14 protein-coding genes and 1 tRNA gene are annotated in these 23374 nt (G+C 36.4%); 9 read left to right on the forward strand and 6 right to left on the reverse strand.

All coding sequences use genetic code 11. The features are described from left to right. Positions 1-61: 61 nt before the first annotated feature. Complete coding sequence (locus HXT27_RS03065; RefSeq protein ID WP_233186083.1) at positions 62-2479, reverse strand: GH25 family lysozyme; 2418 nt, start codon at positions 2477-2479, stop codon at positions 62-64. A 174-nt stretch (positions 2480-2653) separates the two neighbouring features. On the opposite strand from HXT27_RS03065, the gene HXT27_RS03070 reads away from it, so the two are divergent. Both HXT27_RS03070 and HXT27_RS03075 read left to right on the forward strand, forming a co-directional pair. Then, positions 2654-3634, forward strand: coding sequence for a glycosyltransferase family 2 protein (locus tag HXT27_RS03070; RefSeq protein ID WP_075523487.1), 981 nt, complete (start codon positions 2654-2656; stop codon positions 3632-3634). Between the two features lie 15 nt (positions 3635-3649). After that, the gene (locus tag HXT27_RS03075) at positions 3650-5359 is read left to right on the forward strand and encodes a glycosyltransferase family 39 protein (RefSeq protein WP_103042818.1); all 1710 of its coding nucleotides are present in this window, start codon (positions 3650-3652) and stop codon (positions 5357-5359) included. Here the strand turns inward: HXT27_RS03075 and HXT27_RS03080 are convergent. Together HXT27_RS03080 and HXT27_RS03085 are read right to left on the reverse strand one after the other, a co-directional pair. Next, positions 5294-6256 (reverse strand): DMT family transporter, encoded by a 963-nt coding sequence (locus HXT27_RS03080; RefSeq protein ID WP_103042819.1) that lies wholly within the window; start codon positions 6254-6256, stop codon positions 5294-5296. The two genes, HXT27_RS03075 and HXT27_RS03080, sit on opposite strands and share 66 nt — an antisense overlap. A 169-nt stretch (positions 6257-6425) precedes the next feature. After that, entirely contained in the window at positions 6426-8288 is a 1863-nt protein-coding gene (locus tag HXT27_RS03085) for a phosphotransferase (RefSeq protein WP_103042820.1), read from the reverse strand. A 276-nt stretch (positions 8289-8564) separates the two neighbouring features. Between HXT27_RS03085 and HXT27_RS03090 the strand changes: the two genes are divergently transcribed. After that, entirely contained in the window at positions 8565-9704 is a 1140-nt protein-coding gene (locus HXT27_RS03090; RefSeq protein ID WP_103042821.1) for a LicD family protein, read from the forward strand. Between the two features lie 119 nt (positions 9705-9823). On the opposite strand, the gene HXT27_RS03095 is transcribed toward HXT27_RS03090, so the two are convergent. Then, positions 9824-12136 carry a glycosyltransferase family 2 protein gene (locus HXT27_RS03095; protein ID WP_103042822.1) on the reverse strand — a complete coding sequence of 771 codons (2313 nt, stop codon included), beginning with the start codon at positions 12134-12136 and terminating at the stop codon, positions 9824-9826. Between the two features lie 174 nt (positions 12137-12310). Here HXT27_RS03095 and HXT27_RS03100 point away from each other — a divergent pair, with 174 nt between their 5' ends. Both HXT27_RS03100 and HXT27_RS03105 read left to right on the forward strand, forming a co-directional pair. Further along, positions 12311-13156 carry an ABC transporter permease gene (locus tag HXT27_RS03100; RefSeq protein ID WP_196489639.1) on the forward strand — a complete coding sequence of 282 codons (846 nt, stop codon included), beginning with the start codon at positions 12311-12313 and terminating at the stop codon, positions 13154-13156. Between the two features lie 71 nt (positions 13157-13227). Continuing rightward, on the forward strand, positions 13228-14502 hold the full coding sequence (locus HXT27_RS03105) for an ABC transporter ATP-binding protein (protein ID WP_075523514.1): 1275 nt from the start codon (positions 13228-13230) through the stop codon (positions 14500-14502). A 151-nt stretch (positions 14503-14653) separates the two neighbouring features. Here the strand turns inward: HXT27_RS03105 and HXT27_RS03110 are convergent, their stop codons facing one another. Then, a complete protein-coding gene (locus HXT27_RS03110) occupies positions 14654-16798 on the reverse strand; it encodes a glycosyltransferase (RefSeq protein WP_103042823.1) in 2145 nt (714 codons plus the stop codon). Positions 16799-16914: 116 nt separating this feature from the next. On the opposite strand from HXT27_RS03110, the gene glf reads away from it, so the two are divergent. Both glf and rfbB read left to right on the forward strand, forming a co-directional pair. Continuing rightward, positions 16915-18126, forward strand: a complete 1212-nt coding sequence (gene glf, locus HXT27_RS03115; protein ID WP_103043247.1) for a UDP-galactopyranose mutase — start codon at positions 16915-16917, stop codon at positions 18124-18126. Positions 18127-18147: 21 nt separating this feature from the next. Then, positions 18148-19227, forward strand: a complete 1080-nt coding sequence (rfbB, locus tag HXT27_RS03120; protein ID WP_196489642.1) for a dTDP-glucose 4,6-dehydratase — start codon at positions 18148-18150, stop codon at positions 19225-19227. An 80-nt stretch (positions 19228-19307) separates the two neighbouring features. On the opposite strand, the gene HXT27_RS03125 is transcribed toward rfbB, so the two are convergent. Continuing rightward, positions 19308-19392: transfer RNA gene (locus HXT27_RS03125), tRNA-Ser, on the reverse strand. A gap of 253 nt (positions 19393-19645) precedes the next feature. On the opposite strand from HXT27_RS03125, the gene HXT27_RS03130 reads away from it, so the two are divergent. Together HXT27_RS03130 and HXT27_RS03135 are read left to right on the forward strand one after the other, a co-directional pair. Then, positions 19646-22018: an ATP-dependent DNA helicase RecG gene (locus tag HXT27_RS03130; protein WP_103042824.1), complete on the forward strand. Its 2373-nt coding sequence runs from the start codon at positions 19646-19648 to the stop codon at positions 22016-22018. A 97-nt stretch (positions 22019-22115) separates the two neighbouring features. After that, the gene (locus tag HXT27_RS03135; protein WP_075523496.1) at positions 22116-23261 is read left to right on the forward strand and encodes a PfkB family carbohydrate kinase; all 1146 of its coding nucleotides are present in this window, start codon (positions 22116-22118) and stop codon (positions 23259-23261) included. The last annotated feature ends 113 nt before the right edge of the window (positions 23262-23374 follow it).

The following is a 23374-nucleotide window of genomic DNA, read 5'->3' on the forward strand; positions in this document are numbered from 1 at the left end:
CAGCAAACTAGCAAATTAGCTTACTGACCATTAAATTATTTATGTTTTAGTTTACTTATGCTTACCTTGCTTTTAGAACATCATTCTCGCAACGCTGATGCCACCAGCCTCTGCCAACGTAACGCTCATCTTCAATAGGTCCGCCAACTTTATCAAATCCGCCGCGAGCATAATAATCTTTGCGAAGATTGAACATAATCACTAACTTCTTATCTCGGCCGTGAGTCCAAACATCACCATTCTGGCAACGTTGACGCCACCATCCGCCACCCATATCCTCTTCATCAGCAACAGGAGCACCAAGCCAACCAGCACCACGATGTCTGTTGTAAGAGTCACGTAACTCGTACTGAATTACGTACTTAGTGTCTTTTCCTTGCGTCCAAACATCGCCATGTTGGCAATGTTGGCGCCACCATCCGCCGCCCATATTCTCTTCTTCGGCAACGGGGGCGCCTAGACGACCGAATCCGCCGTGATTGTAGTAGGAGTCACGTAACTCAAACTGAATCACAAACTTCTTATCTCGGCCGTGAGTCCAAACATCACCATTCTCGCAACGCTGACGCCACCAATCGCCACCCATATCCTCTTCATCAGCAACAGGAGCACCAATGCGACCGAATCCGCCATGCTTGTAATATGAGTCACGTAACTCGTACTGAATTACGTACTTAGTGTCTTTTCCTTGCGTCCAAACATCGCCATGTTGGCAATGTTGGCGCCACCATCCGCCGCCCATATTCTCTTCTTCGGCAACGGGGGCGCCTAGACGACCGAATCCGCCGTGATTGTAGTAGGAGTCACGTAACTCAAACTGAATTACAAACTTCTTATCTCGGCCGTGAGTCCAAACATCACCATTCTCGCAACGCTGACGCCACCATCCGCCGCCCATATTCTCTTCTTCGGCAACGGGAGCTCCAAGGCGACCGAATCCACCATGCTTGTAATAACAATCGCGCAATTCATATTGCAAAGTAAATTTCTCACCGTATCTACTCCACTTTTCACGCCTACCGTATCTGCTTACGTTCCAGCCATTGTAATCTTGAGCAGGAGAATCATCAACCCTATCAAAATACATCAAAGGCCCACTCGTAATAGGACTTCCATCATCCAATCCGAACGCACTCAAATCAGCATTACCTTCTACACCGTCAACGTGGCCATGAGAAGTGTATTGCCATCCTCTAAGTCTTGTAGACATAGAGAATCCAACACGAGAACTATAACTTGCAACCCAACTTGTACGATCATGAATAAACTTAGAATTCAATTCATTAAGCAAATAGTTCCTATACGAGTAAACACCAAGATTATGGTATCCAGCGTCAATCAATTGATTCCACCATGAAGCCACAATATCTTGATACTCTGAAGGAGAAGTTGGACGAGAGTGACCAGACCAAGTCCAATTTTCCAAATCGTAATACACAGGATAAGTCAAATCATCTGGGCTTACACCCAAACTTCTCAATTTCCTTACTAAATCACGGCCTTCATTAGCTCCATCCTGAGCATCTTGTGCATAAGAATAAAGATAAACTCCGAATGGAATACCAAGACGTTTACAAGCGTCAATATTTCGCTGAGCTTCAGGGTCAACACCATTATCCCATCCATAACCTACTCGAATAATAGCTCCATCAACGCCAGAAGTATAAACTTTATCCCAATCGATAGTTTTTTGATACTTAGAAACATCAATTACAGCTGCAGCATTGCGAGCAAACACAGTTCCGTCAGCTTCCTTGAAAATTGCATTACCAGATGAATCCTTATCCCAATAAGCACCTTCAGAGTTACCGTAAATGTCAACATTATAAACATCGCTTATGTAACGAACTATGCCTGAAGGATTTGTATGAGTAGTATTGAAACCATTCTTTAGAACAGCATTACTAGCTAAAGTACTATTCGTATTTCTTCTAGACTTAAGCAAAGGAGAGCGCAACACAGAATTTTTTACAGAATTTTGCGCAAAATCACTTACAGAATCACGCGCAACATTATTGTTTTTAGAATTCTTAGACTTTTCAGACTTCGCAATAGTTTTACGAAGTTCAGAAACTTTCACAGGCTCAAAATGCTCTCCATTGGTTATATTCAACGGATCAGCAGGATGATCTTTAGTACCAATAATGCGCTTGTCTGTTATAGTCTTTCCAGTTGCTAAAGACTTTAATTTCCCATCTTTAGTAAATGCATATTTCGAAGAAATAACTTCAGCGTCTTCTGGAATAGAAGCGCTTATTTTCTTAGGAAGTTCTACATTATTACTTGTAATAGAAGATGAATTATGCTGATTTAAGTTGGATTCTAAACTAGAAATACCATCAGCATTGCCAACGTTATCAACAGATGTAGTATTAGAAATGCTTGAATTTATTGACTTGTTAGCTCCAATCATATTCATGCTAAAAACAGTAGAAATTGAAACTAAACCTACAAGCACACGTATAATAATCTGTTCCACGAGTCCTCCAGACTTATGCTTTACGTGTTTTTACGCTACTACAGTAGCAACAGCACCATAAAATTGGCGCAAAATCAACAGAAATGTTGTTTTTTATTTCTCTACGTGGCTTTAGATTCTTGTACTAGACTATACTGTTTACTTGTAAATACAGTTTCTGGAGATTGCTAGATTATGAATACTTCGTTAAACGGTGCGCGAGAAAGTATGCCAATTTTGTACATTGTTGTACCTTGTTTTAATGAACAAGAAGGTCTTAGTAAAACTGCAGAAGTTCTTAAAAATAAAATCAATAATCTTGTGTCTTGCGAGCTTATTAGTTCCTCAAGTCGCGTGATTTTTGTAGACGATGGTTCTAAAGATTCAACTTGGAATCTAATCGCCTCATTTAATAGCGAAAATCCTTCGCTTTTTGGCGGTGTTAAGTTAGCTCATAATCGTGGTCATCAAAATGCTTTATATGCAGGTCTTATGTATGCGCGCGAGCAGGGTTGTGATGCTGCTATTTCTATGGATTCAGATTTGCAAGATGATGTTAATGCTGTTGACGAAATGGTTAAGAAATTTGTGCAAGAAGGCTGTGAGATTGTTTATGGCGTTCGTTCTTCACGTAAAAAAGATACTTGGTTTAAGAGAAACACAGCTTTAGCTTTTTATAAGGTTTTTGCTTCAATGGGCGCAGAAGTTGTGCCTAATCATGCTGATTATCGTTTGATGAGTGCTGTTGCTTTAGATGCTCTTTCAGAATATAGCGAAGTGAATTTGTTCTTGCGTGGAATAGTTCCTATGATTGGTTTTAAAACTGGGAAAGTTTATTATGAGCGCGGTGAGCGAACTGCTGGAGTTTCGAAGTATCCTTTGAAAAAGATGATTTCTTTTGCTTTAGAAGGTATAACTTCATTCTCTGTTAAGCCTCTTAAGTTAGTAACTTATATGGGTTCTGTTTCTATTCTTATTGGCTTAGCAATGTTTGTTTATGTAATTGTGTCGCTGTTTTCTAATCATATTGCTGTAGGATGGTCGTCGTTAATGTGTTCAATATGGTTTATTGGCGGTTTTCTTATGATTTCTATGGGTATTCTTGGAAGTTATATTGGCAAAATTTATTTAGAATCTAAACATCGTCCGCGCTACTATATTGAGCAATCTTTATAAAAGGGGTTTAAAATTATGATTGAGCGTTTGCAACATATGAGCGTTATGCTCGGACGCTTTTTTAGTAATGCTGTTGTGTGGTGTTCTGCAATATTTTTCAGCGCTCTAGCTGTTACAAGCTTAATTCTTTCAGCTCATCTTATTCCAGGGCAGTATGAGTTGGAGTTTTGGTGGTTTCAATCTCCTTTTGTGCTAATTATAAGCGTTTTAATATTTGCTTTAATTTATTACGCTCGCCGCAAAAATATTGTTGAGAAGATAAATCTTCGAATTGTTGCAATAGTAGTTTTTGCGTATATGATTATTTCTGGATTTGTTTGGATTCTTATTACTAACGTATGGCCTGAATGGGATTCTGCTTTTTTGTTTACTGCAGCAAAGTATTATTTGGATCCTAATCAAACACCTGTAAATTGTGCTGTTGATACTTCTCAATTGGCTTTTATTATTTGCCCGGGGGGTTATCTAACTAGATTCCCGTTCCAAATGCCTCTTGCTTTTCTTATTAAATTGCTTATTGCAGCTTTTGGTTCTAACGCATATTTTATTTTTGAAGTTTTGAATATTGTGTGCTCTGCTGTTACAGGAGTTCTTATTGCATATTACGCAAATATATTGTTTAAAAATAAGTCTGTAACTTTACTGTCTTTATTGTTGTATGCGCTGTTTTTGCCAATGATTTTTTATACAACATTTGCGTATGGTAATACTCTTTGTTTGCCATTTGTATTTGGAGCACTTATATTACATGCAAAGAATATTCGCACTGGATTATGGTGGCAAGCTATAGCATCTATGCTATGCATGTTTTTTGCAATGCTTTTGAAGTCAACTATGGCTTATTGCCTTCTTGCAATGATAGTTGTTTGGATTATATCCGCTTTGAAATCTAAAAAATTTAAGCATGCTGTTTGCGTGCTGATCGCGCTTGCATGTTTCATGAGCAATAATATTGCTGTTAGTGCTATTTCTGGCTCTTTCAATCAAAACGCTAAAAATGGTCTTCCTTCTACTGTTTGGATTGCAATGGGAACGGATCCTGTAAGAAAGATCGGCCCTAATAATCCTGGTTGGTATAGTGGATATCCTGCTAGTTTTGATGTTAAAACGTATAACAAGGAAAATATTAAGAAGGATTCTACTACGCGATTAGCTAATAATATTAAGCATTTTGTAAATAATCCTTCTGATGCTTTGAGTTTCTTTACTAAAAAACTCGCAAGTGAGTGGTTAGAGCCTACTTATGAATCTTTGCTTGCAAGTAGCTGGAGGTGGAGGGGTACAAGTGGGCAAGCTTTATTGAGTCGCAAGATGAATCGTTATTTGCGTTCTATTTATGAAGGTAAGTTAGGTGTTGTTGTATTTACTTTCTTAGATGCTCTTCAATTTATGCTTGCAGCGTTTGTTGCTGTATTTTTGTGTGTTATGTTGCGTAAGCGTAAGATGCTTTCTAAAAAAGATATTTGTGGACTTGAGTTTGAAAAAGATTCTTCTAATGGTCTTCTTGGAAAGCTTAGTGATATTCCGTGTGAATACTTAACTTCATTCGTTATTGTATGCGGAATGTTAGTTTTGTATCTTATGTGGGAAGCTCAAGCGCAATATATTTTGCCTGCTTATTTGCTTATTATTCCTTATGCTGCTCGTGGATTCGACATGTTATTGTCTTGCTACGAAAATCGTAGTGCACATAATAGTAAAGCAGCATATCCAAGCAATAATTGATGGCATTGTTTGGTAAATTAGCGAAGCTGCGACCATTGCCCATACTGCATATGTGACGTTTGCTGCCATAGCACGAGATGCTCCTACTTGTGCAATTCCGCGATAATAGCTTAAGTATGAGCCTGTTCCTAATAATCCTATTGCGATTATTATAGGTAATGTAGTTAAGTTCAATGATTCGAATACTTTACTTATTTCAATGTGTGATGCAAAGCATAATATTGACGCTATTATTGTGTATGAAATAGCTGATGTTGTTTCTCGAATGTGCAAGATTGTTTCATCGTCTATGCTTTGTTTTCTAGTTGCCCAAGCGCATACAACAGCTTCGCTGCCCCAGCCTATTACGCTTAAAAATGCTCCAGATAAGCCTAATAATACGTTGAGGATATTTGTAGAACTTACAGTGTTTTGAGCATCGTTACAAGAGTAGTATCCAAGTATTCCTACTGCTATAAGAGCTAAGGAGAAAGCTATATATTTTTTTGCGCTTAATCGTTCTCGTAATACGACTGCTGAAAGAACAGCTCCAAAAGCAGGATATAGTGCGGATATTGCTGCAGCGTATCCTGCGCCTATAGTGTTTGATGCTAAAACGTATCCGCTCATTCCAAGAGGGCCGCCAAGTAAAGAACTTACGATAATTATTATGAAAATCTTTGGATTTTTTAATATTTCAAAAGTTTTATGCAATTTTTTTCGTGTGCTTATGTAAATCCACATGAAAATTGCGCATATAATATCGTGAAGTAATGCTCCAATAATTCCTGTTAATATCACAAGTGAAATACTATTTTCGTGTGCATTTGATCCTGCGAGCGTGAACAATGTAGTTAAAACAGCCAAAAGTACAGTGTCAATGCCCCATAAAAGTCCGCTGAGAAATGAATATTTCATAAAAACCTACTTGTGCTATTTGAATGTTTTGTTGATTTTGTTACTTGTTTAGGTTCTATTATTTTATGAGTTTGCTCTGGTTTCTGGTTTTTCTTTTTCTGGTCTTGTTTTCAACTTCTTGACTTATAACCACTCTTTTTATCTAGTTGCAAAGCTTTGATTTTACGCTTTAGTTATTCGTATAAAGTTGCAAAGCTTTAGTGACATATTGTTTTGCGTACTTGTAGTATGTGTACATACAAGTTCCTATATTTTCTCCTTCATCTTCTTTAAGTAACGACCACAAGTGCCAACACCATCCTGCTAATCCTATATAAGCTAGTAAGTGACGTTTTTCTTCCATGCTTGCAGTGTGTGATAAGTATAGTGGAATCGCTTTTTCGATCTCGTTTTCATTAAATGCTTCAGATACGCATAATGTAGCAAAGTCTTGAGCGTAATCAGACATTCCTGCATATTCCCAATCAATTAGATGATAGCGATTCTGCTTGTCTATTAAAATATTTGCCCCTAGTATGTCGTTGTGACAAATACAAATATTCGTATTTTCTTCATTTGTTAGATAATTATGAAGACTTTCTACAATAGTTTCTAAATCGATAATTTCTTGAGGTATCGATGCGTTTCTATCTTTAAGTTCTTTCATGTAACGCTTAGATTCTTCGTAAAAGTCAAATTTACGATTCAATATTTCTCCGCTTTTATGTAAAGCCTGTACTAATTTTAAACATTCTTGTAGTTGATTGTAATCGTGCATATCAGCTGTTTTGCAATCTGGTAAGAATCGTGAAATTTTCCATCCTTCATTTGCGTTTGCGTCAATAAACGTACCGTCTAAGCCGAGTTTTTGGGCTTTCTTCAAAGCTTCTGTTTCTGCTTTTCTGTTAATAAGTATGTCTGTGCCTATTCCAGGATGCCTGTAAACGTATTCATTATTCCCAACTGAAAAATGGCAAGATAAATTAGTAAGACCTTTTTTAAGCGGATAAACATTATGAATATCAGACTTTTTGCAGTTAAGTGTTTTAGTAATATTATCAAAAATTTTACTATCAATATTTTCTAAGAAAAGCGGATCGAATTCTCTTAATTCGTCAATAGAATCAAATTCGTGAATGATTGGAGGATCATATTTTCGTATTTGCATGTCTAATTCATCAATATGCTCAATAAAAATATCTTCCCAAAGTTTTCCTGCTGTTTGCACTAAATCGTATTCTTCATTAAGAATTTGCATGAAGCGCTTAGAAAACTCTTTGTCAAAATATACATGACCAATCATGTACCAAGAGTCGCTACCGCCAATAGTAACTTTCGTAATGCGATTGTGCGCTCCATAAGATATGCACCATTCTTTAGTGTGTCCTGTGTGATATTGAGCTGAATAATAAGCTTTCCAAACGTATTGTTCAAATGGGTTTTTGTCAAAATAATTATCTGATGAACAGATATAAGTGTTAGATAATTGATTTGAAACAGCTTTTATAGAGCTGTTGTTGTTACGCGTGCTATATTCGCTGTTAGTTTTAATTTTTACGTTAAAAGAATCTTCTAAGTAGAAAAATTGTTCTTGTTTATATCCAACTACAACTGTTATATTGTTGATTCCTGCTTCATGTAGTTGTTTGATTTGTCTTTCAATAAGTACTTCTCCGCGTACTTTAATAAGACCTTTAGGCTTTTCATAAGATATTGGTGAGAATCTTGATGAGAAACCTGCAGCCATAATAATCGCATTGTGTACTTTATATGGTTCAAGTGATTGCATTCCTTGTTTTGTGATGTGCAATCCGTTTTTTAGTGCAATAAGATTCTTATTTTTTGCACTTTTAATTGCGCTATTTATACTTCCTAGGGATAATTCAGCGTGTTCTGCAAGATTTCTTTGGCTTATAATTTCATTGTTTTGTGTTGTATTTTTTATGCTTAAAAGTGCTGTAAGCAATTTGAATTCATTATGATTAAGTTGTTCTTCTTGATTTAATTGTCGTGTTTGTTGAGTTTGTTTGGGTTGTTCTTCTTTAATTCGCATAATATCTTCCTCTTTCTAGCAATAAAATAATTATACAATGATTTGTTCAAAATTATCTAGTAAATTTTTTATTTGAACGAGTAGGCTTTTGCGCTCGCATTTGTTTTCGTTTCTTAATATTTACAAACGCATGCATTTTCATATTCAAAAGTCTTAGATCTTCTGCGTAATGCTACGTAATATAAATAAGCAAGTGTTAAGATGTGAAAACGTATTATAATTAGCTGATGTATGTCTTATTGCAAATAATGAGAATAAGGTGAAGGGTGTGAACTTATGGTATCTATATTTCGCAAAGCGATGCGTAAAATTATTGACCATTTACCTTCTTCTAAACGTTCAATAAGAGATTTGAGGCAGCAGGTTAATGATTTAAACTTGAGAGTCGAAAACTTGCAATCTTTGCTAGATGGTAAGTTGCAAAACATTCTTGAAAATCAACGCAATATGCGTATTGATACACTCACGAATCGAGAACATGAATCTTTACTTGCTTGGGCAAATTATCGCCGTGAAAATGAAAATGATTTCGATGCGCATAAGCGCTTCTATTATAATCTTCCTCAAGCAACAGGCTCAGTTAGACTTATACAACGCGGATGCGCTACATTGCTTAGTGAATTTGCGCATTTTTCTAAAGAACATAATTTGAAGTATTGGGCTGATTTCGGTACTTTACTAGGAACTATTCGTCATCGTGGATTTATTCCATGGGATGACGATACTGATTTAGGCATGATGAGAAGTGATGTTGACAAGCTCATAGAATTGCTTAAAACAGATAAGGAATTATCTAAACGTTATCGCGCTGTTCTTGTTTTCGATCCTTATGTTCTATGTAGACAGTTGCGATTGCGTTATGCGAATCCTGAAAATCCAAGTTTTATTGATATTTTCTTCTATGATTACATGCCTAAATATGACGAGCATAATAAACAGAGATTCATTGAAATGCGTAAAGCTTTACAAGATGATTTGCGCTCACAGACTTTTTACGCTAAATGGCTTGAACATGGATATTTAGAAGATGGCTGCGAATTTAGTAGTCAAATAGAAGACGTTTTTACTAAATATCAAAATTTAGCTAAAAGTGAAAATATTATTTCGCGAGAAAGCCCTAACGAAGATTGCAACATTATATATGGATTAGATAACGTTGATGCTGACAAAATATACACTGCGCGATATGACGATGTATTCCCATTGAAGCAATCAGAATTTGAAAAATCTAGTATTTCGATTCCGTGTAAAGCAGAAAAAATTCTGTTTAGTTATTATGGAGATATTTACCAACTTCCATCAGATATGGTTTCTCATTTGCAACACGTTAGCAGAGAACTACTCGAAAACAAGCGTATTGTTGATGCAATCGAGAAAGATATTGCAGCAAATCCTTATAAAAGTGAAGTAGCTTAAAAATCTTTAAGTTAAGCATGTAGGAATTTTAGTTTTAAGCGTACGTGAATATAGATGTAGCGCTTGATTTTCACCAAACGCTACATTTACATTTACATCTATCTATATGTTAAAAATTATTATTTGTTATCTCGCTTCATAAGGCGCATTTTTTTCTGTAATTTAGCAATAAGAGATGGGAAAGCTATCTTCTTTGCTGTTTTTACGATTTTTTCTCCGACTAAGTAACGTGCAGAAGTGCGTATATCGGCAATTTCATGTTTATAATTTTCGCTTGCGCGTTCAAAGTCAAACATGCGCTCTTTAAGCCATAAAATTCTAGAATCTTTATTCAATCGAATCTTCTGGAATTCGTTATATGCTTCTTCATTGTAGAAATATGTAGGTAAATTGTCTTTTTCGCAATTGCTTACAATATTTGCTACAACCTGTAATTTTTCTTCAATGAACTTTTCCAAAGATTCAGGCGTTTGACGCATATGACAATCGCGTATGAAACTTGTCATCAAAGCGTTTGCATAGCCTTGTTCGTATGTTTTGAGCAAACCTTTACTCTCTAGCCATTTACCTGTTTCAATAACGGAATCAACGTCAAGAGGGAATTCATCTATAGAAATATTTTTTTCAATTGAAAGCCAGAAATTTCGTGGAATTTGTTTATTGTGAAGATTCTCGAAACCTTCTGCTGCTCCTACGCTAAATCTTCCATATGCATTTTCATATGCTTTAGCTAAATCGCAATACATAATATTTTGTGCGTCTATTGCTGCTCTAGAGCTGAAAGTCATAAGTGTTGAAGGTTCATCGTTTATTCCAGCTTCTATGTGTGCATGCTTCAAAAATTCAGTTCTCCAAATTTTCTGCCAACCGTAGCTGTAGCAACTATTTATAACAAGATCTGCAATGTCTTTAGGATTATAAGGTCCATAAGACGTATCTTTTACAGTGTTTTCATTGTCGATTGGCTTAATGAAGTTTTCTCTAGAAAGCTCAATGTTTTTCTTAATATCTTGCTTGAATGTGCAATCAATCAAATAATCTGTGTGTAAATTCGTATTATTGAAGAACGCTAAATCTATTGGCTTATTGTTGTCACCCGAGCACTTTTCAATATTCTCTAAAGCTTGATTTAGAACGATTTCATTGATGATATAACTCGATGGCATGAAAATCGTATATTTTCCATTAGCGCGTTCAATTGCTTGCTTAAGAATATCATTTATATTTTCATTATCTTCATGTTGCTGAATAGTGAAACGTTTATTGTTTTCAGTGAATTTTTTAGCAATAGCGATTGTGCTGTCGTTTGAATTATTGTCAACAATAATAAATTCGCAAGGAATATCTTGTATTGATTCGCAAGCTTTTAGTGAGTCAACAATCCAAGAATGAGCGTTATGCGTAAATATTATTATAGAAAGTTGAGGTTTATCTTGTGCTTTTTGTTTCTTTACTTCATATGACGATCCTAAGAAATCCATGTAATAATCCATGAATTTTGGCTGTAAACGGAAAGCCATAAGGAATACTTCTTTTGAATCCATAGAGCTAAAAACTTCATGGATTAGATTACGAATTTCAGGATTTTTATCGTCAAAGCCAAATTCTGTAATAAGCGAGTTTACGTAATCAAATTCTCTAGAATAGAATGCTTGTAAAACTCCTCGTGAAAGTTTTTGTGTGTTAAGGAATTCTCGCATGTCCCGCAATCTGTCGAATGGCAGATGGAAATCTTTTAACAAGCTTGAAGCATTAGGATTAGTTTGCCTGTAGTAGTAGTACTTTCCAGGATTCCAACAAATCTTATTTGCTAGAACTAAAGTTTGAGCAAAGAAAGGATTGTCTGTCCAACCTGCTCCAGGAATTGGCTTAAAGCGTATTACTTTGTTGTCTTTATTATCTCCATTAAGAAAGTCTTTTCTATAAATTGCTGACCATATAGAAGGATGATGATAGAAAGGTTCAGCAAATTCATTCAGATTGAAGATTACTCTATTTTTAGGCATGAAATAGCACAAATTAGGCGTTTCTACAGCGTCTTTATATCCGTCTTTTCCATCGTAAAAAAGCCAATATCCGCCTTTAATAACGTCAATTTTTTCGTGTGAAAGTTGAGTGTTGCTTAATAATCTTTCATACATGTGTGGGTCAATAAAATCATCAGGCTCAATAATGCTAATCCATTCGCCTTTAGCTTTTTCTAAGCCTCTGTTACAAGTAGCTCCGTATCCTTCATTAGATTTTTCGATTACTACGAATCTGCTATCTTTTTGCGCAAAAGATTTCATTATATCTATAGATCCGTCTTTGCTCCCATCAGAGAACATAAGGCATTCCCAATCAGTGAAAGTTTGATTTTGAATAGACTCTAAGCATTGTTGTAAAAATGCTTCAACGTTATATATAGGAACAATAATTGATACTTTTGGCATACACATGATGTTAGCATATGTGCTTTATGTGTAAATTTGTAAATTTATATTTGAGTATTCACTTACAATGTAGTCGCAAGTATTCGTTTGCATTCTAGTTGCGAGTCTTCATTTACAATTGAGTATTCACTTACATTCTAGTTTCAAGCGTTCAATTACAATCTAGCTGATAATATGAGTATCGTGAAAAATCTAATAGATCATTGTCGTAAAAAATACTCTTACGCTAACATTGTTCTTCGCGGTTTAGTGAAAACTGATTTTAAGTTGCGCTATCAAGGATCTTTCTTAGGTGTAGCTTGGTCTGCTTTGAAACCGTTATTGATGTTTTGTGTAATGTATCTTATTTTTGGCAAGTTTTTGCGTATGACTGATGGCACTCCTACTTATCCGGTTGTGCTTCTTTTAGGTATTAGCGCATGGCAATTTGTTCAAGAATCTACGTCTATTGGATTGCGTTCTTTAGTTGATCGTGGTGACTTACTTCGTAAGATTCATTTTCCTAACTACATTGTAGTGGTTTCTGCAACTGTTGGATCTTTAATAAGTTTCTTAATTAACTTAGTAGTCGTACTTATTTTTGCCATATTTGGCGGTGTTCAATTCACATGGAGAGTAGTGTTATTGCCAATTAGTTTGGTTCAGCTTTATATGATTGCTATTGGCATTGCTCTTTTAATGTCTACTATGTATGTGTATTTCCGTGATGTTATGCATATTTGGGAAGTTGTACAGCAGCTACTGTTTTATGGTATGCCTATTATTTATCCGTTAAGCTATGTGATTAACAAAGGCGGTATTTTTGCTGTTCTTGCAAAGCTTGAATTACTAAATCCTATTGCGCAATGTATTCAAGATATGAGGCATAATCTTCTTGCTCCGCAAACGCAGCCTACTGTGTGGAATGAATTTGGCTTCTCCTGGATTTCTTTAATTCCTATTGTTCTAACAGTGCTTATTTTGTGGCTTGGTATTTATGTCTTTAAGAAAAATAGTCGCGCTTTCGTTGAAGTTATGTGATTTATTTAGTTTTAGAAAGTTTTGGAGAAACGCATATTATGAGTCAGTTGAGTGAAAATAATGAAGTTGTTATGAGTGAAAATAATGAAGTTATCACGAGTAAAAATAATGGTAATTCTGACGATGATATAGTTTTATCCGTTAATCATGTGGGTAAATATTTTAAGCTACCAACTGAGCAGGCGACTGGATTAAAACAAGCTTTTATAAATCTTACTAAAGGCATTAAAGGATATAGGATGCAGCACGTGCTTAAAGATATATCTTTTGATGTTCATCGTGGTGAGTTTTTCGGTATTGTTGGTAGAAATGGTGGCGGAAAATCAACGCTATTGAAAATTATTTCGCAAATTTACTATCCAAATACTGGAAGTGTTGAAGTAAAAGGTAAGCTTGTGCCATTTATTGAGCTTGGTGTTGGTTTTAATCCGGAGCTTACTGGACGCGAAAACGTGTATCTTAATGGAGCTTTATTAGGTTTTACTCGCGCGCAAATCGATGAAATGTATGACGATATCGTTGAATTTGCTGAGCTTGAAGATTTTATGGATCAAAAGCTAAAGAATTATTCTTCTGGAATGCAAGTTCGTTTAGCGTTTTCTGTTGCTATTAAAGCGCAAGGAGATATTCTTGTGCTTGATGAAGTTCTAGCAGTAGGGGATGAAGCATTTCAGCGTAAATGCGATGCGTTCTTTAGTGATATTCGAAAAGATCCTACTAAAACAGTTATTTTAGTTACTCATGATATGAATGCTGTTAAGAGATATTGTACTCGAGCGATGATGATTAGCGATGGTGAAGTTTGCGCAATTGGAAATACTGAAACCGTAGCAGATAAATATACTTTAGCAAATATTGAAGCTGAGAGAAAAAAGCAGGAAAAATATAATGAGAAAGCTGCTCATGGGCAGTATCCGCAAGGTTTGAATGAAAAGTGTCCATTATTAAGAACGTATGCTTTAGAAGACAAGATTTATAGAAGCGATGAGGTTTTCCGCTTTGCAGTTGAATATCAATATGATGAGCCTGGAGATTTTTATTTGGCTATTGCTCTACACGATATTCGCAGAGGTGGAATCACTTATGATACTGGTTCGAAAGTTTTGAAGATGGAAAAGCGTGGGCATCAAATTTTGCATTTTGAGATGCCTTTAAACTTGTTTAACAATGGTGAATTTACGTTATTTACATCCTTAAGAACTCCAAGTAAAACTGATGATTCAAGCACAGATTTACTAGCTGTTGCAGTTGACGCAAACGCTTGCACATTTGTGATTCGAGATAGTCGTAATCGTGATTATGCGCTTTTAAGTGACAGAGCTATGACGATTAAGCAAATTTCGTGAGTGTAATATCGCTTGTTTTTAGCTTTTTCGCGCTCGCGTGGTCTTTTGCTTTTGCGTGCATAATATACGCGCATAATATGCGAGAATATGAACGCATAATATGCGAGAATAATATACGATTAAGCTACTCGTTTTTTATAAAAGTAGAGTTTCACTTGTTAGTGTTTCTAAAGATTTTCTCCCATGTATTTACGCTAGCCATATCATAAGAGCGGTACGCTTTAGATAGTTTTTTCCATCGTCTAATCATTTTTAGAGATAAAAATACGTCTTTACGCAACATTTTACGAAATAGCTTGCTATCTCTTTGGAAAAGATTAACTGTATTTCCATCTGGTGATGTAACAATCGCATTATTAACGCCTATGAATGAAGGCCAAGAAACGTCTTGAGCTGGAATTGCTACTTCTGGAATAAAATCTTTACTTTGTTTTTCTTTACTTCGTTTTTCATTAGAGAATAATGCTTGTTTTATCGCTTTAATTTGTAGCTTTCGTAAAGCTTTAGCATTATGTGCAGTGAAAGGTGTTACGTGCTCTCTTAAAACATTATTTCTCAAATTTACATCACTTATTGGCTGAGTGTCTGTAAAGTTTTGTCTTGCTTTTCTTACTTCGTTGAGCTTTGTTGGCATTGTTTCTATTATGTATTGTGGCCCCATGAGAATATCTTGTAATCCCATGTGATGCAAGTGCATAGCTGAATACACGAGTTTCATTCCGCAAGCTAAGTCGCTTCTAAGCATTTCAATCGCAAAACGTAAGCTTGGGCGAGTGCAATGTAAAAGTCCGCAAATCCAACGATTGCGTTGGAAGAAGTATTCTTCCCAAGTTCGCGAAGGATCTTTATCGTGCCAAGCTTGATGCCAAACGGCAACTCCTGGCAAACAAATCGTATGGTATCCGTGTTCAAGTGCTCTAATCGAGTATTCTGTATCGTCAAACTTAATGAAAACTGGAAGTGAAAGTCCGATTTCTTTCATAATTTTAGTCGGAATAAGACTCATCCACCATCCGTTGTAATCAGTGTCAATTCTTTGATGTCTCTCCGGGCAATCTTGCAAAGTGATAGCAGCGAAATCATGATTGTAATCTAAGTTATGGGATGATTTCATCCACACATTATCTCGCGTAAAACGTTCACCTTGAGTGTAAAGTACAGTTCGATTGTCAAGATGAAGCATTCCTCCGCCAATAATTGCAGGTTTTAGCGTATAATCTGCAAATTGCAGCGCGCGAAGAATGCATTCAGTTTCACTAATCGCGTCATCATCAAGTAGCATTGTGTAGCTACTTTTTCCAGCTTTAAGTGTTTCAAACATTCCTCGAGAGAATCCGCCTGATCCTCCTAAATTAGCTTGTTGTATGTATGTGAGTTGATCTTTTAGCTCTTCACGAGTTTTTTCAAAATCAGGTTGATTTTTAACTAAATCAGTGCCTTGATCTGTGCAATAAATTGTGTCAAGACGTTCTCGTAATGCTTTATTTGATGCAATCGCTTTTAATTGATTATGGCAATAAGAAGGGCGATTGAAAGTTGTTATAGCAATAGAGAAAGTGCTGTTTTGCCTGTTTTCGCAGTTTTGTTTGTTTGTGCTGCTTTCATTGTTGCCTTTGTTCCCTTTATTTTGTTTGTTTTCTTTAGGAACGCTCCATGTTGCATTGCTTATATTTAAAGAAGTTGAGTCGTTTGCTTTAGCTTCAAACCAAAAATAGCCTCCATCTGAAACGCCTTGCATAGGTATTTCATAACTAATTTCGGTTTCATTATTAGATTTCAAAGAAAATTCTTTTATAGGATACGTAAGACCTCTGCCAGTAGATTTAATTAAAAGAAGTGAACCTTGACCTTTAACTTTTGCATTAAATTTTACTGTTTTTACATCTGTCCAATGTTGCCAATAACTTGCAGGGAAAGCATTGAAGAAAGTGCATAAAGATACGTGTTTTCCAGCTTTAACACTGAGCGTTTTGCGATCTATAATGTCACAAACATCGTGTGTTTCAACATTAGGTAAATGACTGCTTGTATCTGCTAATAATTTTTTAAGTTCAGATATATTTAATTTAGATAAATTTAGAGATTGCAAATTTATTCTTGGATCAAGCACATTACGTTGTAAATATGAACGATGCCAAGGTATTACGTACAGTGGCATCGTGATTTCTGCGTCTTTTATTGGATAAACTACTCGATTTACTACTTCCCAAAAAGTATTCTCATCTTGCTCATTTTGTTCTTTATTTTCGTATTCTTTTTTATTATCTTTCATATCTGCACGTTCTGCACTAGTCATAGTGACTATTATATATACGCTTAAGCCTATTCTTAAAATGTATTGTGCTTGAATGAATTGAGTTGGATTCATGATTTTGAGTGCCGCTAAGAACTGTACGCATGAAAGGTAATATTATGATGGAATCAGCAGCTTACCCAGATTTAGTTGTTGTTGGAGCAGGTTTATTTGGTTTAACTGTAGCTCAGCAGGCGGCGGAAAAAGCAGGCGCTCGCGTTGAAATTATTGACGTGCGCAATCATATTGGCGGAAACGCTTACTCTTATTTTGATGAGCGTACAGGAATTGAAATTCATAAATATGGAGCGCACCTTTTCCATACAAGTAATAAGCGTGTGTGGGATTATGTGAATCGTTTCACAAGTTTTACTAATTATGTGCATCGCGTGTATGCAACTCACGATGGGGAAGTTTACCCATTGCCAATCAACTTAGGTACAATCAATCAATTCTTCCATGCGCATTACACGCCTGAAGAAGCAAAAGCTTTGATTGAAAGTCAAGCAGGAGAGCTTGCTGGAAAAGATCCTCAGAATTTAAACGATAAAGGCATTAGCTTAATTGGCCGTCCACTTTATGAAGCGTTTATTAAAAATTACACAGCAAAGCAATGGCAGACTGATCCTTCTGAGTTGCCTGCTGGAATTATTAAGCGTTTGCCTGTGCGTTTTAATTATAATAATCGTTATTTTAAGGATACTTGGGAGGGTTTGCCTAAGGACGGTTATACTGCTTGGATGCAACGTATGATTGACAATCCTCTTATTCACGTTTCTCTTGGAGTTGACTTCTTTGATGAATCTCAACCGTTCAATAAGCGTTCTTTGGCTCAAGCTGGAATTCCTGTTGTTTACACAGGTCCAGTGGATCGTTACTTTGACTACAAGCTTGGCGAGTTGAAGTGGCGTACTGTTGATTTTAAGGAAGTTAGGTATAGTGAGGGTGATCATTTTGGTTGCCCTGTTATGAATTATTCAGATTCTGACGTTCCTTTTACTCGCGCGATTGAGTTTAAGAACTTTAATCCTGAGCGTCAAGAAGTTGATGATTCTGCAAGTTTTGTGCCAGGTAAAACTGTTAAGGCTTGTGAAACTGTTGTGTGGCAAGAATATTCTCGTTCTGCAACTCGCGATGATGAGCCATATTACCCTGTGAATACTGATGCAGATAAAGCTTTGTATGCTCGTTATGCTGAGCTTGCTTCTCAAGAGCCTAGAACTGTTTTTGGCGGACGTTTAGGTACTTACAGTTATTACGATATGCACAATGTGATTGATATGGCTTTGCGTGCGTATGAATCTCAAGTTTCACCTCTTTTAGGGAAGTGATTAGTTTTGAGCGCAAGTTTCATGCAAAATGATTCTGTTGATATGCCATTACATTTACTTGTTACTGGCGGTGCTGGTTTTATAGGGTCAAATTTTGTACACTATGTTGCTGAACATTACCCTAGTGTTGCTATTACAGTTTTAGATTCGCTAACTTATGCAGGTAATATTGCGAATTTGTATGAATTGCCTACTGAATTTTTTAATAATAAGTATTCATTCATAAAAGGTGATGTGCGTGATTCTGATTTAGTTGATTCGATTCTAAATCCTTTTGCTCAACATAAAACTGCAACTGGCTTAACTTTGCCAGCAATTGATGCAATTGTTCATTTCGCTTCTGAATCTCATAACGATAACGCAATCGAATGTGCTGATCCGTTTATTACTACGAATGTTTATGGTACGTACGTGTTACTTAATGCTGCTAGGAAATATAACATTCGTTTTCATCACATAAGCACTGATGAGGTATATGGCGGATTGCCAATAGGTAGTGAAATGCGTTTTAATGAGGAAAGCCCATATAATCCGTCTAGTCCGTATGCTGCTTCTAAAGCATCGAGTGATCATTTGGTTCGCGCTTGGTATAAGACTTATGGAGTTAGAGCAACTATATCTAATTGCGGTAATAATTATGGCCCTCGTCAGCATATTGAGAAGTTTATTCCTAGGCAGATTACGAATATTATGAGTGGAATTCCAGCTAAGTTATATGGCAAAGGTGATTCTGTACGTGAGTGGATACATGTTGAAGATCATTGCGATGCGATATGGCGTGTGCTGACTCGTGGAACAATTGGTGAAACATATGTTGTTGGAACTCAATGCGAGCTAAGTAATATTGATATGCTTAAGATTATTTTACGTATTATGGGAGTTCCAGAATCAAATATAGAGTACGTGAATCCGCGGTTAGGTGAAGATAAACGTTATGCTCTTGACTCTAGTAAGATTCGCAGTCAACTTGAATGGGAGCCTAAGCATTCGAGTATAAACATTGGAATACAAGATACAATCAACTGGTATGCTTCACATTTTGATATGTGGAATAGCTATAAAAATATAGTTGAAAATCATTATGCTAAATCTGGGCACTGATTTTAGATGAGTGCTGGGATGTTTCAAGGGTTTTTGGCATGAAAAAAGGGCTTCTAGCGATTGGCTAGAAACCCTAGGCGCGGAGAATACGAGATTCGAACTCGTGAGGCTGTTACACCAACACGCTTTCCAAGCGTGCGCCATAGACCACTAGGCGAATTCTCCAAGTCGAATGCCAATCGAAGTCCGTTCGGCAAACAACTTAAACAGAGTAACACATAGCAAAGATAAAGTAAATACGGTGTGCCGCATTTACTTTTGTTTTAAATAGTTGTGAAAAGTTGCTAAATAGTAGCTAAATAGTCGCGAAATAGTGAATTAAGATTATCGAGTTTTTGTTTTTAGGTTGGTTTGTTTAGCTAGAATCTAATTAGTTATAAGAATACTAAATTAGTTAATTGCGGAAGGCGTAAGTCATATGTCTATAACGCTTGAAACTTCGCTCGCTTCTATTGTGAGCAATAAGCGTCGTATTTCAGCTTTGAAATCATTAGGTGTATTAAATATAAAAGATGCACTTACGTATTACCCTTTTCGCGTTTGCAAACCTATGAAAGTTATGCAGCTTAAAGACATACGCTCTGGAGATTCGTCTGTTTTCGTATGTGTTGTTGATTCTGTTTGCGTTGTGCCGATGAACTCGCGTCATGGATTTCGTTTGGAAGTTAATGTTTGTGAGCCTTTGCAAAATGTTGTGAATGATTTTCAAGATTCCTCAAGCGTATCCTGTGCTTCTCTTATCTATTTTTCGCAAAAGAAACCTTATATTGATTGGATGCTTTCTAAATTCCACAAAGGTGAGAAAATCGTTGTTTGCGGAGTTGCAAGTGAATTTAACAGTAGATTGCAATTCACTCATCCAAATATCATGAACGTTTGTGATGAAAAAGATTGCAATAATAATGATAATAATGATTTGAATAATTCTAATAGCGTGGAATATTGTCTTAAAAAGCTAAGTTCTCCTATGCCTATGTATCACGCTAATTCTCGAATATCTAGTGAGCATATTCACGATGTTATTTTGTTAGCTATGGATTCTATTGAAGAAAATATTCCAGATATAATTCCAGAATCTATGCGAAAAGCACATAATTTATTGCATAGAAAAGATGCTTTTTTTCAAATTCACAATCCACAATCTATTGATGATTTTAAGAAAGCTTTAGAAACTTTAAGATATGAGGAAGCGCTTGTATCTCAAATTGCAATATTATCTTCAAGAAATAGCTCTTATTCTGCTGTAGCTCAAAAATGTGCTTGTAATGATATGCGCAATTCTTTTATAAATTCTCTTCCTTTTGAACTTACAAAAGGTCAGAATGAAGTTATTGGTGAAATACTTAAAGATATGTGTAGCAATAAGCCTATGAGAAGGCTTTTGCAAGGAGAAGTTGGAAGTGGCAAAACAGTAGTTGCTATGAGTGCTATGCTACAGGCGATTGGTTCTTGTAAACAAGCTGTTTTAGTTGCTCCTACTCATGTTTTAGCTTTACAACATGCTGATAATTTGCGGAATATGATTCATAAAGCTGGGCTTCCTGTTAAGTTAATTGTTGTTACAGGAGGCATGAAACTTAGTGAGCGTCGTAAAGCTTTGGCAAGTGTTGCTAGTGGTGAGCCGGCAATTATAGTTGCAACTCACGCTGCTTTTTCTTCTAGTTTTAATCCAACTAATTTAGCTTTGGTTGTTATTGATGAGCAACATAGATTTGGAGTTGAACAACGTAATTCGCTTATGCGGTCTTTTGGTAGTGAATCTACTGTTCCTCCTACTGTTCCTCATCTGTTAGTTATGACTGCTACTCCTATTCCTAGATCTGCTGCTATGACATGGTTTGGAGATTTAGATGCATCGTATCTTACGCAATTGCCTGCAGAGCGCAAACCTATTCGAACTATTATCGTGAAAGAAAGCGATTCTCATACTATGGCTGCTATGTTCAAGCACATTCGATCTAGGATTGATTGTGGTGAGCGAGCGTATATAGTATGTCCTCATATTGAAGATTCGGAGATTGATTCTGAGATTGATTCTAAGATTGGCTCTAAGTTTAGCTTGGAGATTGGCTCTGAGATTGATTCTAAATCTAAATCTATAAGTAATCTTGCTGACGATAACAAAGCTTTTGATAATGAGTCTTTTATAGAAGAGGACGAGAATATTGAGTCTAAACAAGTAAGAAAGCTGCATACTGTTACAAATATTCTTAAAAGATTATCGTCTATTGAGCAATTTAATAACATTCGTTTGATTGCGCTTACTGGTAGAAATAGTGATGAAGAAAAGCAAGAAATAATGCGTAAATTTATTTCAGGTGTTGCTCCAATATTGGTTTCTACTACTGTAATTGAAGTTGGTGTTGATGTGAAGAATGCTACTTGCATGGTGATTTTTGACGCGGATCGTTTTGGTCTAGCTCAGCTTCATCAATTGCGTGGAAGAATTGGACGTAGTAATTTGCAATCATGGGCTTTTCTTGTATCTTGCGCTGAAGATGGTAGTTTAGCTAGTAAGCGTTTGCAGGTAGTTGAAAATTCGTGCGATGGAGCAGTTATAGCGCAAGAAGATTTGCGATTGCGAAATGTTGGCGATGTGCTGGGAGATAGGCAATCTGGAGGAAAATCTAGTCTTAAATTATTGCGTGTTATACAAGACGCATCGATTATTGAATCCGCTAGAAAAGACGCTAGTGAGCTGATTGCAAATGAGTCTGAGCTTAATGAAATGCAATATTTGCGTGGTGCTGTATTGGACTTTACTCGAATTGGATCGATTATTAGTAATTGATTTTTAGATTTAATTATTGTGTGATTTGACTATTGTGAATATCCTAGAAAGTAGTGGTTATTAGTTCTAGTTGTAGTCGTATAGAGACGAGGCAATGATGACTGAGAGAGAACAACAAATATTGGCTTGGATTCAACAAAATCCAATGATTAGTCAGCAAGAACTTGCTAATCTTGCAGGAATTACGCGCTCCGGTGTTGCAGCGCATATTTCTAATTTAATACGTAAAGGTTATCTTCGTGGTAAAGGATACATTGTTACTCCTCCTAGTTACGTGACAGTAATTGGCGGAATTAGCATGGATGTTTTGGGTGTTGCTCGCGGAGATTTAATGGATTACACCTCTAACGAAGCTCGTGTGCGTTATATGTTAGGCGGAGTCGGAAGAAATATAGCAGTTGCGCTTGAAAGATTGAATGTGCGAACTAGCATGGTTTCTGTTTATGGTGGAGATCATAATGGTGAGCTTTTTAAGATAGATGCTTCTGCTAACGGTTTAGATATTGGATATTCAAAGCAATTGTCTGATTTAATGACAGCATCTTATATGTATGTGGGAGATGCTTCTGGTCAACGTTTGCTTGCTCTTGACGATATGAGTATTTATAATCACATGACTCCGGACTTTTTGCGCGAGAGATTCTCGATTATTGAGAATGCAGATATGGTTATTATGGATACGAATATTCCGCAAAAATCTTTGGAATGGGTATGTGATCATTATAATCGCCCTATTATTGTCAGAGCTATAACAGATGCAAAAGCTCCGCGTGTGCTTTCTAGGCTTAATCGTATAGATACCTTAGTGCTTGATACAGCTGAATCTCAGGCTCTTACAGGAATTAGTGCAATTGATGAGCGTTCTGCTGTGCGCTGTGCAACAGTGTTGTTGAAGCGAGGAGTCAAGCATGTGTTCGTTAATGTTGGGCGTGAAGGTGTTGCTTACGGTAATTGCGAAGATGTTGTTTTCTATCCTGTTTCAGTTAAGCGCGTTCAGCGAATGATGCTTACGCATGATGGTGGACGTGGTGGAGTAAAAGCAGTTGGAAACGATAACGGATCTAGCGATACTGCTACTGCTGCTTTAATTTACGCACGTTATGCTGGTTTTGACGATAAGAAAGCTAGTAGATTTGCTGTTGCTGCTGCTGTGCTGAATACTGAATCTATGGAAGCTGTTCACGAATCCTTAGATGCTGATTTAGTGTTGTCTTATATGGAAAAGATTCATGAGCGCGCGTGATGCAGAAAATGGCGTAAAGCGTGATTCTAAGCGTGATGCAGAAAATGGTGTAAACCATAATTTTGCGAGAGCTGTAAAAGAAAGTAATTCAGAACATCCTGTAAAAGAAAGTA

The organism is Gardnerella bivia (assembly GCF_049262715.1).
GTDB lineage: Bacteria > Actinomycetota > Actinomycetes > Actinomycetales > Bifidobacteriaceae > Bifidobacterium > Bifidobacterium vaginale_A.